Source organism: Streptomyces sp. NBC_00377 (genome assembly GCF_036075115.1).
Lineage (GTDB): Bacteria > Actinomycetota > Actinomycetes > Streptomycetales > Streptomycetaceae > Streptomyces.
Genome location: NZ_CP107958.1, coordinates 5,796,456 through 5,814,119 on the forward strand (window position 1 = coordinate 5,796,456; position 17,664 = coordinate 5,814,119).

General features: G+C 73.2%; 12 protein-coding genes and 1 pseudogene. 9 read left to right on the forward strand and 4 right to left on the reverse strand.

Annotation, left to right across the window (positions count from 1 at the left end; translation table 11 throughout):
- Positions 1-75: 75 nt before the first annotated feature.
- The 5 genes from OHS71_RS25905 to OHS71_RS25925 all read left to right on the forward strand — a co-directional run bounded on the left by OHS71_RS25905 (position 76) and on the right by OHS71_RS25925 (position 8,094).
- Complete coding sequence (locus OHS71_RS25905) at positions 76-927, forward strand: serine hydrolase (RefSeq protein ID WP_328481722.1); 852 nt, start codon at positions 76-78, stop codon at positions 925-927.
- Between the two features lie 57 nt (positions 928-984).
- Positions 985-2,073 (forward strand): esterase-like activity of phytase family protein, encoded by a 1,089-nt coding sequence (locus OHS71_RS25910; protein ID WP_328481723.1) that lies wholly within the window; start codon positions 985-987, stop codon positions 2,071-2,073.
- 174 nt (positions 2,074-2,247) lie between these two features.
- On the forward strand, positions 2,248-5,976 hold the full coding sequence (locus OHS71_RS25915; RefSeq protein WP_328481724.1) for an ABC transporter ATP-binding protein: 3,729 nt from the start codon (positions 2,248-2,250) through the stop codon (positions 5,974-5,976).
- Positions 5,977-6,133: 157 nt separating this feature from the next.
- Positions 6,134-6,523: a hypothetical protein gene (locus tag OHS71_RS25920; RefSeq protein WP_328481725.1), complete on the forward strand. Its 390-nt coding sequence runs from the start codon at positions 6,134-6,136 to the stop codon at positions 6,521-6,523.
- 140 nt (positions 6,524-6,663) lie between these two features.
- Entirely contained in the window at positions 6,664-8,094 is a 1,431-nt protein-coding gene (locus tag OHS71_RS25925; protein ID WP_328481726.1) for a S28 family serine protease, read from the forward strand.
- A gap of 131 nt (positions 8,095-8,225) precedes the next feature.
- On the opposite strand, the gene OHS71_RS25930 is transcribed toward OHS71_RS25925, so the two are convergent.
- A complete protein-coding gene (locus tag OHS71_RS25930) occupies positions 8,226-10,010 on the reverse strand; it encodes a glycoside hydrolase family 3 protein (protein ID WP_328481727.1) in 1,785 nt (594 codons plus the stop codon).
- Positions 10,011-10,297: 287 nt separating this feature from the next.
- Complete coding sequence (locus OHS71_RS25935) at positions 10,298-11,206, reverse strand: LysR family transcriptional regulator (protein ID WP_328481728.1); 909 nt, start codon at positions 11,204-11,206, stop codon at positions 10,298-10,300.
- Between the two features lie 87 nt (positions 11,207-11,293).
- Between OHS71_RS25935 and OHS71_RS25940 the strand changes: the two genes are divergently transcribed.
- The 4 genes and pseudogenes from OHS71_RS25940 to OHS71_RS25955 all read left to right on the forward strand — a co-directional run bounded on the left by OHS71_RS25940 (position 11,294) and on the right by OHS71_RS25955 (position 14,899).
- Positions 11,294-12,295, forward strand: coding sequence for an EamA family transporter (locus OHS71_RS25940; RefSeq protein WP_328481729.1), 1,002 nt, complete (start codon positions 11,294-11,296; stop codon positions 12,293-12,295).
- A gap of 5 nt (positions 12,296-12,300) precedes the next feature.
- A complete protein-coding gene (aroA, locus tag OHS71_RS25945; protein ID WP_328481730.1) occupies positions 12,301-13,557 on the forward strand; it encodes a 3-phosphoshikimate 1-carboxyvinyltransferase in 1,257 nt (418 codons plus the stop codon).
- A pseudogene (locus OHS71_RS25950) lies at positions 13,554-14,184 on the forward strand (GNAT family N-acetyltransferase). The gene aroA and the pseudogene OHS71_RS25950 overlap by 4 nt, the downstream one beginning before the upstream one ends.
- Positions 14,185-14,299: 115 nt before the next feature.
- Complete coding sequence (locus OHS71_RS25955) at positions 14,300-14,899, forward strand: RBBP9/YdeN family alpha/beta hydrolase (protein ID WP_328481731.1); 600 nt, start codon at positions 14,300-14,302, stop codon at positions 14,897-14,899.
- Positions 14,900-14,957: 58 nt separating this feature from the next.
- Here OHS71_RS25955 and OHS71_RS25960 read toward each other — a convergent pair whose 3' ends face one another.
- Together OHS71_RS25960 and OHS71_RS25965 are read right to left on the reverse strand one after the other, a co-directional pair.
- A complete protein-coding gene (locus OHS71_RS25960) occupies positions 14,958-16,364 on the reverse strand; it encodes an MFS transporter (protein ID WP_328481732.1) in 1,407 nt (468 codons plus the stop codon).
- Between the two features lie 479 nt (positions 16,365-16,843).
- Entirely contained in the window at positions 16,844-17,632 is a 789-nt protein-coding gene (locus tag OHS71_RS25965) for a sugar phosphate isomerase/epimerase family protein (RefSeq protein WP_328481733.1), read from the reverse strand.
- Positions 17,633-17,664: the final 32 nt, after the last annotated feature.

The following is a 17,664-nucleotide window of genomic DNA, read 5'->3' on the forward strand; positions in this document are numbered from 1 at the left end:
CGAGTTGCCCGGTCTTTCCTCAACACTCCAGGGATTCGTACAACCTTTCCTACGAACTCGTGTGTCAACAGGGGCATGACTCACCGGATCTCTGGACGCAGAAGACTGCTCGGTGCCGGGCTCACCGCCGGCATCCTGATGGCCGGCGTGGCCGGCGCCGCCCCCGCCGAAGCCGCCACCCCCACCGTGACCTGCACGTCCTCCAAGGCGGGCCTCGCGGCCAAGCTGAAGAAGGACATCACCGCCGCACTCGCGACTCGCAAGGGCACGGTCGCCGTCGGCCTCTACGACCGCACCAACGGCACCACCTGCACCCTGCGCGCCTCCACCGCCTACGACTCCGCCAGTGTCGTCAAGGTCACCGTCCTGTCCGCGCTGCTGTGGGACGCGCAGAAGACCCGCCGAGCGCTGACCAGCCGGGAGAAGACCCTCGCCACGGCCATGATCACCAAGTCGGACAACGCCTCCACCTCGACCCTGTGGAAACAGCTCGGCCTGACGAAGATCAAGAACTTCCTTGCGGCCGCGAAGATGACGCAGACCAAGCCGGGCGCGAACAACTACTGGGGCCTGACCCAGATCACCGTCACCGACGAGCAGAAACTGCTGAAGCTGCTCACCGCCAGGAACACGGTCCTCACCGACGCCTCGCGCGCCTACGTCAACACGCTGATGGGCCAGGTCATCTCCTCGCAGCGCTGGGGCACCCCCTACGGGAGGCCCGCCGGGGTCAGCTGGCACGTCAAGAACGGATGGCTGTCGCGCGCCACGCAGGGCTGGCGGGTGCACAGCGTCGGCACGTTCAAGGGCGGCGGCCACGACTACGTCATGACCGTCCTCACCCACGGCAACACCACGATGGACTACGGCATCACGACCATCCAGGGCGTCGCCAAGGTCATCCACAGGGACCTGGCCGCCTCCTGAACGAGCATGCACGCGGTGTTCCCCCGCACGTCACCGATCCGCCCTACGGTGACGCCCATGCGCCTGCGAACCGTACTCGCCACCCTCACCGCCGGCCTGGCGGCGGCCGGCACCCTCACCGCCGCCGGGCCCGCGAACGCCCGCCCGGCCACGAACACGGTCACCGACAAAGCCGTGGCCGTGGCCACGCCCACGGCCGGGCCCGCGGCAACCGGTCACGCCTGTTCACCGGCCGTCTCCCTCGACCACTTCTCCGACGCCCTCGACAAGACGGCCTTCGACGGCACCTTCGTCGGCAACCTCTCCGCGCTCGCCGTGGAGCGGGACGGCTCCCTCGCCGCCGTCTCCGACCGCTCCTCCCTCTTCCGGCTGGACGCGAAGACCCTCGCCCCGACGTCGGTCGTCCCGCTCGCCGACGAGAGGGGCGCCGCGCTCGACAGCGAGGGCCTGGCCGTCGACCGGGACGGCAGCCGCCTGATCACCTCCGAGACCGAGCCGTCCGTGCGCCGCTACAGCCGTGACGGCAGGATCCTCGAACGCCTCCCGGTACCGTCCTCCCTCCTCGTCGCCCCCGCCGGCCGCGCCACCTCCAACCAGACCTTCGAGGGCCTGACCCTCCTCCCCGGCGGACACACCCTCCTCGCGTCGATGGAGTACGCGGTCTCCGGCGACAGCGCGGGCATCGTCCGCTTCCAGACCTGGCGGCGGCACCACGGCCGGTTCGCGCTCTCGGCCCAGTACGGCTACCGCACCGACTCCGGCCTCGGCGTCCCCGAGGTCCAGGCCCTGCCCGACGGCCGCCTCCTGGTCCTGGAACGCGGCTTCACCGCCGGCGTGGGCAACACGGTCCGCCTCTACCTCGCCGACCCCCGCCACGCGACGGACACCGCCGGCATCGCGAACCTGACGGGGCAGGACGACGTACGCCTGATCGGCAAGACGCTCCTGACGGACCTCGTGACCTGCCCGTCACAGGGAGCGACGGCCGGACAGCCCCAGCCGAACCCGCTGCTCGACAACATCGAGGGCATGGCGGTCACGGGCCGGGAGAAGGGCCGGGTCGAGGTCCTGCTGGTCAGCGACGACAACCAGAACGCCGTCCAGACGACCCGCTTCTACTTCCTGCGGGTACGCGTCACCCGCTGAGACGCGCGGGAGACCGGGCGGCCGGCTCCCGCGGCCGCGGCGCCCCACGACGGCCCGACCCGGGGAGCGGATTGTTGCGGAGGGATGAAATCCGCTTCCTTCGGCGTTGGTGCCTTCCGGCAGACCAGGACGACCGGGACGACCGGACGACCGGGACGACAGGAAGGCAGCGGCGTGGCAGTGCAGCAGGGGGAGCGGCAGCGAGGCTGGGCGCACAGACTGGCCGGGTACGCCTGGCGGCACCCGAAGGACGTCGTCCTCGCGCTCGGCTCCTCCCTCGGCGGCATGGCCGTCATGGCGCTGGTGCCCCTGGTCACCAAGGTGATCATCGACGACGTGATCGGCGACCACACCCGGGACATGGCCCCCTGGGCGGGAGCCCTGATAGCCGCCGCGGTGCTCGTCTACGCCTTCACCTACGTCCGCCGCTACTACGGCGGACGCCTCGCCCTCGACGTCCAGCACGACCTGCGCACCGACATGTTCGAGACGATCACCCGTCTCGACGGCCGGCGTCAGGACGAGCTGTCCACCGGCCAGGTCGTCGGCCGCGCCACCAGTGACCTCCAGCTCATCCAGGGCCTGCTCTTCATGCTCCCGATGACCGTCGGGAACCTCCTCCTCTTCCTGATCTCCCTGGTGATCATGGCGTGGCTGTCCCTGCCGCTCACCCTGGTCGCCCTCGCCGTGGCGCCCGCCCTGGCGTACATCGCCGGGCGCAGCCGGACGAAGCTCCACCCGGCCACCTGGTACGCCCAGGCGCAGGCGGCGGCCGTCGCGGGTGTGGTCGACGGAGCCGTCAGCGGCGTCCGGGTCGTCAAGGGCTTCGGCCAGGAGGACCAGGAGACGGGCAAACTGCGCGAGGTCGGCCGCCGCCTCTTCGCCGGCCGGCTCCGCACGATCCGCCTGAACTCGGCCTACACCCCCGCCCTCCAGGCCGTCCCCGCCCTCGGCCAGGTCGCCATGCTGGCGCTCGGCGGCTGGCTGGCCGTGCGCGGTCACATCACCCTCGGCACGTTCGTCGCCTTCTCCACCTATCTCGCCCAGCTCGTCGGCCCGGTCCGGATGCTCGCCGTGGTCCTCACCGTCGGCCAGCAGGCGCGCGCGGGCACCGAACGCGTCCTGGAGCTCATCGACACCGAACCGTCGATGACGGACGGCGCCAAGGCGCTGCCTGCCGACGCCCCCGCGACCGTCGAGTTCGACGACGTGGCCTTCGGCTACGACCCCGCCCGGCCCGTACTCGACGGCCTCAGCCTCGAGATCCGCGCCGGCGAGACCCTCGCGGTCGTGGGTTCCTCCGGCTCGGGCAAGTCCACGGTCTCCCTGCTCCTGCCGCGCTTCTACGACGTCACCCGGGGCGCCGTCCTCGTGGGCGGTCACGACGTCCGCGAGCTGAGCCTCGACTCGCTGCGGGCCGCGATCGGCCTGGTCCCCGAGGACTCGTTCCTGTTCTCCGACACCGTCCGCGCCAACATCGCCTACGGCCGCCCCGACGCCACCCAGGAGCAGATCGAGGCGGCCGCCCGCGCCGCCCAGGCCGACCGGTTCATCACCGAGCTGCCCGACGGCTACGACACGACGGTCGGCGAGCACGGCCTCACCCTCTCCGGCGGCCAGCGCCAGCGTGTGGCGCTCGCCCGGGCGATCCTCACCGACCCGCGCCTGCTGGTCCTCGACGACGCGACCTCCGCCGTGGACGCGGCGGTCGAGCACGAGATCCACGAAGCCCTCAAGCAGGTCATGCGCGGCCGCACCACGCTCCTCATCGCGCACCGCCGCTCCACCCTGGGCCTCGCCGACCGCATCGCCGTCCTCGACGCCGGCCGCCTCGCCGACCTCGGTACCCACGAGGAGCTCCAGGAACGCTCCGCGCTCTACCGCCGCCTGCTCACCGACCCCGACGAGCTCGGCGGCGTCTCGCCCGGCCACGCCCAGCCGGTGGTACAGCGCGAGGACACGACCGTCCGCGACGAGCTGGACGCCGAGTTCGACGCCGAGCGCGGGGTGACCCCCCGGCTGTGGACCGGCGACCGGGAGCGCAAGGACACCGCCCTCTCCGGGATGCCGGCGACCCCCGGGCTCCTCGCCCGGATCGAGGCGCTGCCCCCGGCCGCCGACACCCCCGGCGTCGACGAGGAGCGGGCGGTCAGGCCGGAGGAGTCGTACGGCCTGCGCAGGCTGCTGAACGGTTTCGGCGCGCCCCTCCTCGTCAGCCTCGGCCTGGTCGCCGTCGATGCCGGGACGAGTCTGCTGCTGCCCGTGATGATCCGGCACGGCATCGACCAGGGCGTGACCCGGGCCGCGCTGGGCGCCGTCTGGGCGGCCTCGCTGCTCGCGCTGCTCGCCGTGCTGGTGCAGTGGGTCGCGCAGACCGGTGAGATCCGGATGACCGGCCGTACCGGCGAACGCGTTCTCTACACCCTCCGGCTGAAGATCTTCGCCCAGCTCCAGCGCCTCGGACTCGACTACTACGAGCGGGAGCTGACCGGTCGGATCATGACGAGGATGACGACGGACGTCGACGCCCTCTCCACGTTTCTACAGACCGGCCTGGTCACGGCCTTTGTCTCGGTCGTCACCTTCTTCGGCATCATGGGCGCCCTGCTGGTGATCGACGTACAGCTCGCGCTGGTCGTCTTCGCGACGCTCCCGCCGCTGGTCGTCGCCACGTACTTCTTCCGCCGGGCCAGCGTGAAGGCGTACGAGCTCGCCCGCGAGCGGGTGTCGACGGTCAACGCCGACCTCCAGGAGTCGGTGTCCGGGCTCCGGATCGTGCAGGCCTTCGGGCGCGAGCGGGACGGCGCGGCACGGTTCGCGGAGCGCAGCGACAGCTACCGCAGGGCGCGCATCCGGGGCCAGTGGCTGATCTCCGTCTACTTCCCCTTCGTGCAACTGCTTTCGTCGGTCGCTGCGGCGGCGGTCCTGATCGCGGGTGCGGGCCGGGTGGAGGCGGCGACCCTCACCACCGGCGCCCTGGTCGCGTACCTGCTCTACATCGACCTGTTCTTCGCCCCCGTCCAGCAGCTCTCCCAGGTCTTCGACGGCTACCAGCAGGCGACCGTGTCCCTGGGCCGCATCCAGGAGCTGCTCCGGGAGCCGACGTCCACGAAGTCCGCCGACGAGCCGCTCGCGGTCCCCTCGCTGCGCGGCGAGATCGCCTTCGAGGACGTGCACTTCGCGTACGGTTCCGCCGACGCGCCCGAAGAGGCCCTGACCGGCATCGAGTTGAGCATCCCGGCCGGTCAGACCGTCGCGTTCGTCGGCGAGACCGGCGCGGGCAAGTCGACCCTGGTCAAACTGGTGGCCCGCTTCTACGATCCCACCGGCGGCCGGGTCACCGTCGACGGCACGGACCTGCGCTCCCTCGACCTCACCTCGTACCGCCACCGGCTGGGCGTCGTCCCGCAGGAGGCGTACCTCTTCCCCGGCACCGTGCGTGACGCCATCGCCTACGGCCGGCCCGACGCCACCGACGCCGAGGTGGAGGCGGCGTCCCGGGCGGTCGGCGCGCACGAGATGATCGCCACCCTCGACGGCGGCTACCTGCACGAGGTCGCCGAGCGCGGCCGCAACCTCTCCGCCGGCCAGCGCCAGCTGATCGCGCTGGCCCGCGCCGAGCTCGTCGACCCCGACGTCCTGCTTCTCGACGAAGCGACGGCCGCCCTCGATCTGGCGACGGAAGCCCTGGTCAACCAGGCCACCGACCGCCTGGCCGGCCGCCGCACGACCCTGGTGGTGGCCCACCGCCTGACCACCGCGGCCCGAGCGGACCGTGTCGTGGTCATGGACCACGGCCGGGTGGTCGAGGACGGCACCCACGACGAGTTGCTGGCCCTCGACGGCAGCTACGCCCGCCTGTGGCGGACCTTCGTGGGTGAGGACGAGCCCGCGGCGGTGTGAGGGGGCCGGTGCGCGGGCGTCCGGCCGGCGGTCGCGGGGTTGGGGGTTCGGTACGCGCAACCATGGGGCGGCCGTCGTGCGTCCGTACATCAGTACGGCGATCGTGTGTACGGCGAACGTGGGAGGGGCGGGGACCGTGGGCGCAGGGACGAAACGTGTGACAGTCCGGCGGCTGGTGCTGGGACTGGCCCTGCTGATCGTGTCCGCGCTGCTCACCGTCGCGGTGCCGGGCAGCGCCCAGGCCGCGTCCTCGTCGTCCGCCGCGGTCTGCCCGGGCCGCAAGGTGCGGACGCTGACCTTCTCCACCGGCTCCGTACTGGTCTACAGGGGCGGCGGTTACGTCTGTGCCCTGACCGTCCAGAAGAACTCCGCCAGGAACCGGCTGATCGCGGTGAGCGTGCAGGCGCGCGGCCATGTCGCCGTGCGGAAGGCGAGGAAGCACACGCGCACCTCTCCGGCGGTCCGGGTCTACGCGGGACACCGGTGCGTGCGGGTGACGGGCGCGGTGGCCGGCGGCTCGTACCGCTCGGGCTGGATCCTCTGCTGAAACCGGCCGCCGGCCGCCCCGCTGGAGCCGCATCTTCCGGCGCGGGACCGATGTGACGCGCCAACCCCCTCTGGTGTGACGGGTGTTGCTCCGATAGCTTCCGGCGACGCACATCTGTCTCACAGGGAGGGTGCACGCGCATGCGCAAGGCGCTCAGATGGCTGCTGGCGCTCACGGTGCTCATAGGCACCTTGGGCACGGCGGCCACGGCAGAGGCGGCCACCGCCGCCGAGCCCCAGGCAACCGCCACCGCGGACATCAAGGACCGGCTCCTCGCCGTACCCGGCATGAGTCTGATCGAGGAGAAGCCGTATCCCGGCTACCGCTACTTCGTCCTCGGCTACACGCAGCCGGTGGACCACCGGCATCCGGCCAGGGGCACGTTCCAGCAGCGGATCACCGTGCTGCACAAGGACACTTCGCGCCCCACGGTCTTCTACACCGGCGGCTACAACGTCTCCACCAACCCGGGCCGCCGCGAGCCGACCCAGATCGTGGACGGCAACCAGGTCTCCATGGAGTACCGCTTCTTCACGCCCTCCCGCCCCGACCCGGCCGACTGGTCCAAGCTGGACATCTGGCAGGCGGCGAGCGACCAGCACCGTATCTTCGAGGCGCTGAAGAAGATCTACCCCAGGAACTGGATCTCCACCGGCGGCTCCAAGGGCGGTATGACGGCGACGTACTACGAGCGCTTCTACCCCCGGGACATGGACGGCGTGGTGGCCTACGTGGCCCCGAACGACGTCGTCAACGACGAGGACTCCGCCTACGACCGCTTCTTCGCGTCCGTCGGCACCAAGGAGTGCCGAGACCGCCTGAACGCCGTACAGCGTGAGGCGCTCGTGCGCCGGGAGCCGCTGGAGAAGAAGTACGCGGCGTACGCGGCGGAGAACGGCTACACGTTCACCACCATCGGCAGCCTGGACCGTGCCTACGAGGCGGTCGTCCTCGACTACGTCTGGGGCTTCTGGCAGTACAGCCTGCTGTCCGACTGCGAGTCGATCCCCGCGAACGCGGCCGGCGCCACGGACGACGAGATCTGGACGTCGGTCGACACGATCTCGGGCTTCTCGTTCTACACGGACCAGGGCCTGGCCCCGTACACCCCGTACTACTACCAGGCGGGCACCCAACTGGGCGCCCCCACCATCCACTTCCCGCACATCGAGAAGAAGTACGTCCGCTACGGCTACCAGCCCCCGCGCAACTTCGTCCCCCGCGACATCACGATGAGGTTCCGGCCCTCGGCGATGCGGGACGTCGACACCTGGGTGCGGCACAACGCCCACCACATGCTCTTCGTCTACGGCCAGAACGACCCGTGGGGCGCGGAGCGCTTCCGGCTCGGCAAGGGCGCGAAGGACAGTTACGTCTTCACCGCCCCCGGCCTGAACCACGGCGCGAACGTCGCCGGCCTGGTCGCGGACCAGAAGACGCTGGCCACGGCCCGCATCCTGGCCTGGGCGGGCGTCTCGCCCACCGCCGTCTCCCAGGCGAAGCCGCTGGCGAAGTTCGACGCGGGGCTCGACGTACGGGACGTGGAGCGGGAGCCCGCGCTGCGCCCCTGAGCACCACCCGCCCCGGCCGCGCGCATCCCACCGGATCCGTGCCGCCCCGCTGAGGCGAAAGGCCGTGGACGCCGGGCACCCGACGCCGTCGTCCACGGCCCCCACCACCGCGACGCCGCGGCGGCGCGCGCCTAGTACGCCAGGCCGTGCCCGATGGGGTACAGCACCCGTGCCGGGTCGTCCGCCCGCCGCACGGGCACCGGCAGCCGCCCGCGCGGCCCGACCACGCCGGCGATCACCCGGGCTGCGGCCCGCAGTTCGACATCCGTCCAGCAGTAGACCGCCAAGCAGGCCCGGGCGGACGCGAGGTGAGCCACGTCGTACGGGTTGCGGACGGCCACCGCCACCACCGGCCGGCCGGTGGCCGCCAGACGGTCCACCAGCGTTTGCTGTCCGTCGGCCGCCGTGACGTTGTAGGTCGCGACCACCACGGCGTCCGCCCCGGCCGCGGCCGTCACCGCCCCGGCGATCGCCTCGGCCGAGGGAGCCGCGCCGGTGGACAGGGCCGTCGCCACGAATCCCAGGGCGGTGAGGGCGGCGGCGAGGACGCCGGTGGGCGGGCCGGTGGTGCCGGTGGGGGAGGCCGGGTCAGCACCGACGACCAGGAGCCGGGGGTGGGTCCGGGGCGAGAGCGGCAGCAGCGGCCCCTCGTTGACCAGCAGCGTCGTGGTCCGCTCGGCGATCCGGTCGGCCGCGGCGAGATGCTCCGGCGCCCCGACCGTCCGCCCCACGCCGGCCTGGCTGACGTACGGGTCGTCGAACAGCCCCAGCCTCGACTTCAGCCGCAGGATCCGCAGGACCGACGCGTCGAGCCGCCGCTCCGTGAGCTCGCCGTCCTGTACGGCCTTCAGGACGGCATGCCAGGCCACGTCCAGGTCCGGCGGGTTGAGAAGCTGGTCGACGCCGGCCTTCAGCGCGAGCACCGGGACCCGGTCGTCGCCGTACTTCGTGCGCACGCCCGCCATGTCGAGCGCGTCGGTGACCACGACCCCGTCGTAGCCGAGCCTCTCGCGCAGGATGCCGGTGACGATCGGACGGGACAGGGTGGCGGGGTCCCCGGAGGCGTCGAGGGCGGGGACCAGGATGTGCGCGGTCATGAGCGAGTCGACGCCGGCCGCGATCGCCGCCCGGAAGGGCACCGCGTCCAGCGTCTCCCACTCCTCGCGCGAGTGGGTGATGACGGGGAAGCCGGTGTGGCTGTCGACGGCGGTGTCGCCGTGCCCGGGGAAGTGCTTGGCGGTCGCCGCCACTCCCGCCGCCCGGTAGCCCCCGGCCTCCGCCGCGACCAGGTCGGCCACCGCGGCCGGGTCGGCGCCGAAGGAGCGGACGCCGATGACCGGATTGGCGGGGTTCACATTGACGTCGGCGACGGGGGAGTAGTTCTGCCGGATGCCCAGCGCCCGCAGTTCCCGGCCCGCGAGGCGCCCGAGGGTGCGGGCGTCGGCGCGGCTGCCCCCGGCGCCGATCGCCATGGCGCCCGGGAAGAGGGTGGCCGGGCGGCCCACCCGGCAGACGGCACCGTGCTCCTGGTCGGTGGAGATCAGCACCGGCAGACCGCGCGGCTGCCGGAGCGAGGCCCGCTGGATGCCGTTGGAGAGGTCCGCGATCTGCCGCGGGTCGCGGGTGTTGTGCGCCCAGCCGAAGTAGATGATCCCGCCGAGCCGGTACCGGGCGAGCAGCTCGGCGGCCGTGCGTACGCCGAGTTCGCCGAGGTTGGCGTCGGCGTCGGCCTGGTCGGGCGCGGTCGCCGAGTGGCCGTACACCCGCGAGACGAAGACCTGGCCGACCTTCTCCTCCAGGGTCATACGGGCGAGGAGTTCGCCGGGACGACGGTCGTCCGCGTGCGCCGGACCGCCGACGGCGAGGGTGGCGGTGACGCCCGCGCCGGCGGCGAGGACGGTGCGTCTGGAGGGCATGTGCGCTCCTTACGGTGGGGGGCCGGTCGGCGCACGCTACCCGGGGAAGGCGCCGCCATCGGCGCATGGGAGGGGGGCGCGCCGATGACGGCTCGGCTGCCGGCCCGCGGTGCGGCGGAAGGGGTGGGTCGGCGATCGCGGCCGGCGGCGAGGGCCGACACCGCACCGAGGTGATTCGTCCGACAGCTCGGACGTTGGACGAGCGGGCCCGGGGCGGGGTTCCCGGTCCCCCGCGCATTTCCGCAAGTCGGTACGGGCGCGACACGGGGGGCCGGTGGGACGGCTGTCTAGTGGGCCGACGCGGACGGCCACTGTTCGCGCAGGACCCGTACCGCCTCCGCGATCGCCGGACGCCGGGCCGCCCCCGTGCGCCACAGCGCGTAGAGCCGCCGTACGGGCGGCGGATCGAGCGGGACCTCCGCCACCCCGGGCGGCAGCGGACCGCGGCCGAGGCGCGGGACGAGCGCGACGCCGAGTCCGGCGGCGACCAGGGCGACGAGGGTCGGGTTCTCCTCGGCCGTGTGGACGAGATCGGGCTCGTGCCCCGCCGCGCGCAGCGTGCGCACCAGCCAGTCGTGGCAGACCCGGCCCGGCGGTTGGCAGATCCACCGCTCGCTGCCCAGCTCCTCCCGCCGTACGGCCGTCCGCCCCGCGAAGGGGTGGCCGGCGGGCACCAGCAGGTCGCACGTGTCGTCCCCGATCACCGCGTGTTCGACGCCCGCCGGGGCGGGCAGCGGCGCGATGTCCCAGTCGTGGGCGACCGCCAGGTCCACGGCGCCCTTCGCCACCAGGTCCACCGAAAGATGCGGGTCGACCTCGGTGAGCCGGGCGTCCAGGGCGGGGTGCCGGCGGGCCAGGTCGGCGAGGACGCGGGGCAGCAGCCCGCGCGCCGCCGAGGCGAACGCGGCGATGGCCAGCCGCCCGGCAGGCACCCCGCGCCGCTCCTCGAGATCGGTCTCGGCGCGCTCCACGATCGCCAGCAACTCCTTTGCCGTAGCGACGAGTTGAAGCGCCTCGTCGGTCAGCCGGATGCCCCGTCCCGCCCGCTCCAGCAGGACCGTGCGGGTCTCCCGTTCCAGCTTGGTGATCTGCTGGGAGACCGCGGACGGGGTATAGCCGAGCGCGGCGGCCGCGGCACCCACCGTGCCGTGGACCGAGACGGCGTGCAGGGCGCGCAGGCGCTGGAGATCGAGCACCGGGAGTCCAATCGGTAGCTTTCCTTCATCCAACCATGCAGTGATCGTCGCTGGTGCTTCACGGTCCGGGCGGGTGATCCTCGGCGTATGCGCCCCGCCCACCTCGCCCTCGCCGTCCTCGTCGCCGCTGTCTGGGGCGTGAACTTCACCGTCGTGGAGATCGGCCTCGGCCACTTCCCGCCGCTGCTGTTCTCCGCCCTGCGCTTCCTGGTGGCGGCCCTGCCCGCGGTGTTCTTCGTGGGCCGGCCGAAGGTGGCCTGGAAGTGGATCGTGGCGGTGGGCCTGGTACTGGGGGTGGCGAAGTTCGGGCTGCTGTTCGTCGGTATGGACGCGGGCATGCCGGCCGGGCTGTCCTCGCTGGTCCTCCAGATACAGTCCGTGTTCACCGCTGTCATCGCCTTCGCGGTGCTCGGCGAACGCCCTACCCGGGTCAAGCTGCTGGGCATGGCGGTCGCCCTCGCCGGCATCGGCGTGGCCGCGGCCGACGAGGGCGCCTCGGGCTCGCTCGGCGCGTTCGCCCTGGTCGTCGCGGCGGCGGCCTGCTGGGGCGGGTCGAACGTCCTCACCCGCAGGGCCTCCCCGCCGGACGCGCTGAACTTCATGGTGTGGGTGAGCACGGTCCCGGTGCTGCCCCTCCTCGCCCTGTCCCTGCTGACGGAGGGCCCGTCCCGGGACGTGGCCGCCCTGCGCGCGCTGGACTGGCAGGGCGCAGCCACGGTCGGCTACGTCGCCTGGGTCACCACGGTCTTCGGCTTCGGCGCCTGGGGCTGGCTGCTGCACCGCCACCCGGCGTCCACGGTCGCCCCCTTCTCCCTCCTGGTCCCCGTCTTCGGCATGACGTCGGCCGCCCTGTTCCTCGGCGAGCCGGTGAGCGGCCCGCGCTGGTGCGCGGCGGCCCTGCTGGTCGCAGGGGTGGCGCTGACCTCGCTCGCACCGAAGCGGAGGGCTGCACGGCAGGCCGCACAGCCCTCCGCGCGGGGCGCCGCACGACCTGCCGCTCGACCCGTTGTTCCACCGGAGGGAACCGCCTCGACACTCGTCCATCCCGTGGACGTACCGGCGCCGGGGCGGACCGGCGCGGGATCATGAGGGGCATGGCCCTCGTCGACATCCCCGGTTCCAAGTCGCTCACCGCCCGCGCCCTGTTCCTGGCGGCGGCCGCCGACGGCGTCACCACGCTCCGGCGCCCCCTGCGCTCCGACGACACCGAGGGATTCGCCGAGGGTCTGACGCGGCTCGGCTACCGCGTGGGCCGGACACCGGACGTCTGGCAGGTCGACGGCCGCCCGCAGGGGCCGGCGCTCACCGAGGCCGACGTCCACTGCCGGGACGGCGCGACCACGGCACGCTTCCTGCCGACCCTCGCCGCCGCCGGTCACGGCACCTACCGCTTCGACGCGTCCGCCCAGATGCGCCGCCGCCCCCTCCTCCCGCTCACCCGCGCCCTGCGCGACCTGGGCGTGGACCTGCGGCACGAGGAGGCGGAGGGCCACCACCCGCTGACCGTGCGGGCGGCCGGCGTCGAGGGCGGGGACGTGGTGCTGGACGCCGGCCAGTCCTCCCAGTACCTGACCGCCCTCCTCCTGCTCGGCCCGCTCACCCGCACCGGCCTGCGCGTCACGGTCACGGACCTGGTCTCGGCGCCGTACGTCGGCATCACGATCGAGATGATGCGGGCGTTCGGGGTGGAGGTCGCACGTGAGGGGAACACGTACGTCGTCCCGCCGGGCGGCTACCGGGCCACGACCTACGCGATCGAACCCGACGCCTCCACCGCGAGCTACTTCTTCGCGGCGGCCGCGCTGACCGGCGGCGAGGTGACCGTGCCGGGCCTCGGCAGGGGCGCGCTCCAGGGCGACCTGGGCTTCGTGGACGTACTGCGGAGGATGGGCGCCCGGGTGGACGTCGGCGAGGACCGTACGACCGTGGCCGGGACCGGCGGTCTTCACGGTGTCACCGTCAACATGCGGGACATCTCCGACACCATGCCGACCCTCGCCGCGATCGCTCCCTTCGCCACCGGCCCCGTACGCATCGAGGACGTGGCGAACACGCGCGTCAAGGAGTGCGACCGTCTGGACGCCTGCGCGGAGAACCTCCGGCGGCTGGGCGTCGAGGTGGCCACCGGCCCCGACTGGATCGAGATCCGGCCCGGCGCGGGCGGCTCCCTCACGGGCGCCGACATCAAGACCCACGGCGACCACCGCATCGTCATGTCCTTCGCGGTGACCGCTCTGCGCGTCCCCGGAATCTCGTTCGACGACCCCGGCTGCGTCCGCAAGACCTTCCCCGGTTTCCACGAGGCGTTCGCGCGACTGACGAAGGTGCTGCGGAAGGGCGGCGAGGGGTGAGTTTCAAGCTGGAGGGGCCGGTTCTCGAGGGAGCGCTGGTGCGCCTGGAGCCGCTGGAGCACCGGCACACGGCCGGACTGGCGCTGGCGGCGGAGGAGGACCGGGGGACGTACGACTTCACCTGGGTCCCGAGAGCGGCCGAGGCCGGCGACTACGTCGACGCACAGCTCGCCCGCGCGGCCACCGGCAGGCTCGCGCCCTACGCGCAGATCTCCCTCGCCTCCGGCCGGGTGGTCGGCGCGACCTCGTACTGGGAACCGCGTTCCTGGCGGACCGACGAGCGACTGGACGCCGTGGAGGTCGGGTTCACCTGGCTGGCCGGCTCCGCCCAGGGCACGGGCGTCAACGCCGAGGCCAAGCTCCTGCTCTTCCGGCACGCCTTCACGCAGTGGGGCGTGCCGGGTGGACCTGAAGACGGACGCCCGCAACAGCCGCTCGCGCGCCGCCATCGAGAGCGTGGGCGCCCGCTTCGAGGGCGTCCTGCGCAACTGGTCCCGTTCCTGGGCGCCGGGCGAGGACGGCCGCCTGCGGGACTCCGCGATCTTCTCCGTCACGGCGGAGGAATGGCCGGGCTGCGAGCGGCGGTTGGCGGAGCGGGTGGCGCGGTTCCTGCCGGGCGCCGGGTGAGCGTCCCCGGGACGGCGCGCCATGCCCTGGCCGGCCTCGGCGCGGCTCGCTGGGGGACCGCCCGGGGGGTGAGACTCTCCCGCCCCGCGCGCGGAGGTCCGAGATCATCGTGCCCATGACCACGCGCTCGTATCTCATCCTCCACGGTTGGCAGAACCACCGCCCCGAGGACCACTGGCAGCACTGGCTCGCGGACCACCTCACCGCACTCGGTCACGAGGTCGTCTACCCGCAGCTTCCCGACCCGGACGACCCGGACCTGGAGGTGTGGCTGACGGAACTGGCCCGCCACCTCGACGCGCCGGCAGCCGGCACCGAGCGGGTGGTGGTCGCCCACAGCCTCTCCGTCCTCCTCTGGCTGCATGCCGTCGCCCGCGATCTGCCCGGGCTCGCCGGCGTCCACCGGGTGCTGCTGGTGTCTCCGCCGTCCGGCTCGGTCCTCGCGCGGTATCCGGAGGTCGAGGGGTTCGCCTTCGCGGGGAACGACCTCGGGTGGCTCGACGGCCGCCCGCTCCCGCACCCGACCCGGCTGGTCGCCGGCGACGACGACCCGTACCTCCCGGAGGGCGTGCAGGCGGCCTACGGAGACCCCCTGAACCTCACCGCGGAGCTCCTCCCCGGCGCCGCCCACCTCGACCTCGACGCCGGTTACGGCTCCTGGCCGTCGGTGCTGGAGTGGTGCCTCGACGAGCGGACGAGGCTCCGGGCGCGGTAGGGGTGCGGGTGCGGGTGGGTGATGCCCGTGGTGCCGGTGGGGTGACGGGGGTGGCGGACTATGAGCCTGCGGCCGACGGGTCCGCGGCCGACGTGCCCGGGACCCGCGGTTCCGGGACCTGCGTACACGGGGCGTACATCTCCAGGGAGGGCACGCCCACGGCCTGCGTGCCCGGGACGGGCGGGTCCGATGCGTACGTGTCCGGGACGGGCGGGTCCGGGATCTGCGGGTCCGCTGTGACTGCGCCGCTCGCCCGCAGCTCCGGAGTGGTCGCTCCCACCGCCGTGACCGCCGCCAGGCACATCAGACCGCCGGTGATCAGCGCGGTCGTGCCGGAGGTCCAGCCGGCCACCACACCGCCCCGCAGATTCCCCAGGTTGGGCCCCGCCTGGCCGACGATCGCCTCGGCCGCGGTCACCCGGCCCAGCAGGGCGTCCGGCGTGAGGGTCTGCACGATCGTGGCCCGGGACAGCACGGCCACCGAGTCCGCCGCACCGGCCACCGCCAGCATCCCCAGGCCCGCCCAGGCACTGGTCGTCAGGCCGAAGGCGGCGAGGGCCGTGCCCCACAGGGCGGCCGAGCAGAGCATCACCGGCCCGGGCCGGGCGAGCCGGGTGACCGGCCCGGAGAGGGCGGTCGCCGCCACCCCTCCGACGGCCAGCGCGGACAGGAACAGACCGAGCGTGCGCGGGTCGCCGCCGAACCGCTCCTCGTTGACGAGCGGGAACAGACCGGCAGGCATCGCCAGCACGGTCGCGGCCAGGTCGGCCAGCAGCGCCCCGCGCACCGCCCGGTGACCGGTCAAGAAGCGCAGTCCGTCCAGGACACCGTGCACACCGGGACGGGACTTCTCACCTTCGGGGGGCAGCGGAGGCAGCCCGTAGGCGCCGTAGAAGGACATGCCGAAGGTGAGGGCGTCCACCAGGTAGCAGACGCCGACGCCCCACCAGCCGAGCACCACACCGGCGACGGCCGGGCCGAGCAGCATCATCGCCTGGCCCGTGACCTGGTTCAGGGCGAGCCCGGCGGCCACCTGGTCCCTGGGCAGCAGCCGGGGCACGAACACGCCCGCCGCGGGTGCGCCGATCGCGCCGAACGACGACTGCACCGCCACCAGCGCCAGCACGACGAGCACCGGGACGTGCCCGGTGAAGCCCTGGACGGCCAGCAGGAGGGAGCAGACCGCCGAGCCGACGGTGCTCAGGAGGTACGCGCGCCGGCGGTCGGCCCGGTCCACCCAGGAGCCGGCGAACAGGCCGACGCCGATCAGGGGCAGCGCCTGCGCCAGACCGACCGCGCCGCTCCACACCGAACTGTGGGTGGTCTCCCAGACCTGGTACATGACGGTGACCATGGTCATGAAGGCACCGAGCGTGGACACCGTGCGCCCGATCAGCAGCCGCCGGAAGACGGGGGAGGAACGAAGAGGGCGGACATCGACGAGGGCCCGGGAGAAGGGGCTCATGACGGTGGGGCGGCGGACGCCGCAGGCTGCTGATGCACGGCGCGGAGGCTAACCCGCGCCCTGCGTGACGCGCCAACCGATTACCCGCCACCGCGCCCGCAGTGCACACCGACCCGCAGCCCGGACGGAGGAGCCACCGACCCGGCGCCGCCAGGCGGAGGAATCACCCGCCGGGTGTCCCCGCCGCACCGAACCGCAGACCGAGCGAAGGGACCACCCACCGGCTGTCGCCGCCCGGAGAAGCCGCCCGCCGGGTTCGCCGAACAAGGGACTCCCCGCCGGGTTCACCGAGCGAAGGGATCACCCGGAGGAGGGACCCGCCGGGTGTCGCCGCCCGGAGAAGCCACCGGCCGGGTTCGCCGAGCAAGGGACTCCCCGCCGGGTTCGCCGAGGCAAGGGATCACCCGGCGGAGTCGCCCGCCGGGTTCGCCGGGCAGGGACCGTCCGGCGGAGTCACCCGCCGGGTGCCCCCTTCGCGCTCACGCGGAGTCGTTCAGGAGCCTGCCGAGATGCTCGCGTCCGCCGCTCAGCAGGCCGGGCAGCGGCTCGGCGCTCGCGTACCAGCGCTGCTCGTACTCCCAGCACAGCCACCCGTCCCAGCCGTGCCGGGCCAGGACCTCCACGCACTCGCCGAGCGGCAGCACCCCCGCGCCGAGCGCCAGCGGGGTCCGGTCCTCGGCCGAGGCGATGTCCTTGACCTGCACGTATCCGAGGTACGGGGCGAGCGCCGCGTAGGACTCCAGTGGCTGTTCGCCGCCCAGCCAGGTGTGCATGACGTCCCACAGCGCGCCGACCTGCCGGTGTCCGACCGGGCCCAGCACGCGGAGGGCGTCCGCGCCGGTGGGGTGGGAGTCGTGGGTCTCCAGCAGGATGCGTACGCCGAGGTCGGCGGCGTGCTCGGCGGCGGTGCCGAGCCGCCGGGCGGCGATGGCGTCGGCGTCGTCGTCCGCACCGCCGGGGAAGACGCGGACGAAGGGCGCACCCAGGTCATGGGCGAGGTCGACGAGCTCGCGGATCTCCTGGATCACGGGCTCGTCGTCCCCCGGCGCGGCGACCCGCGGGTAGCCTGCGAGCCCCAGGATCTCGACGCCCGCCGCCTTGAACCCGGCGGCGGCCTCGGCCCGTGCGTCGGGACCCAGACCCGGATGGACCGGTTCCTCCGGGTGGGCGCGCAGCTCCACGCCGTGGTACCCGTGCGCGACCGCGAGCCGCAGCACCTCGGGAAGGGGAAGGCCGGGGACACCGAGGGTGGAGAACGCCAGCTTCATGGTCACCACTGTCACCCCGGTACGGGTCCCGG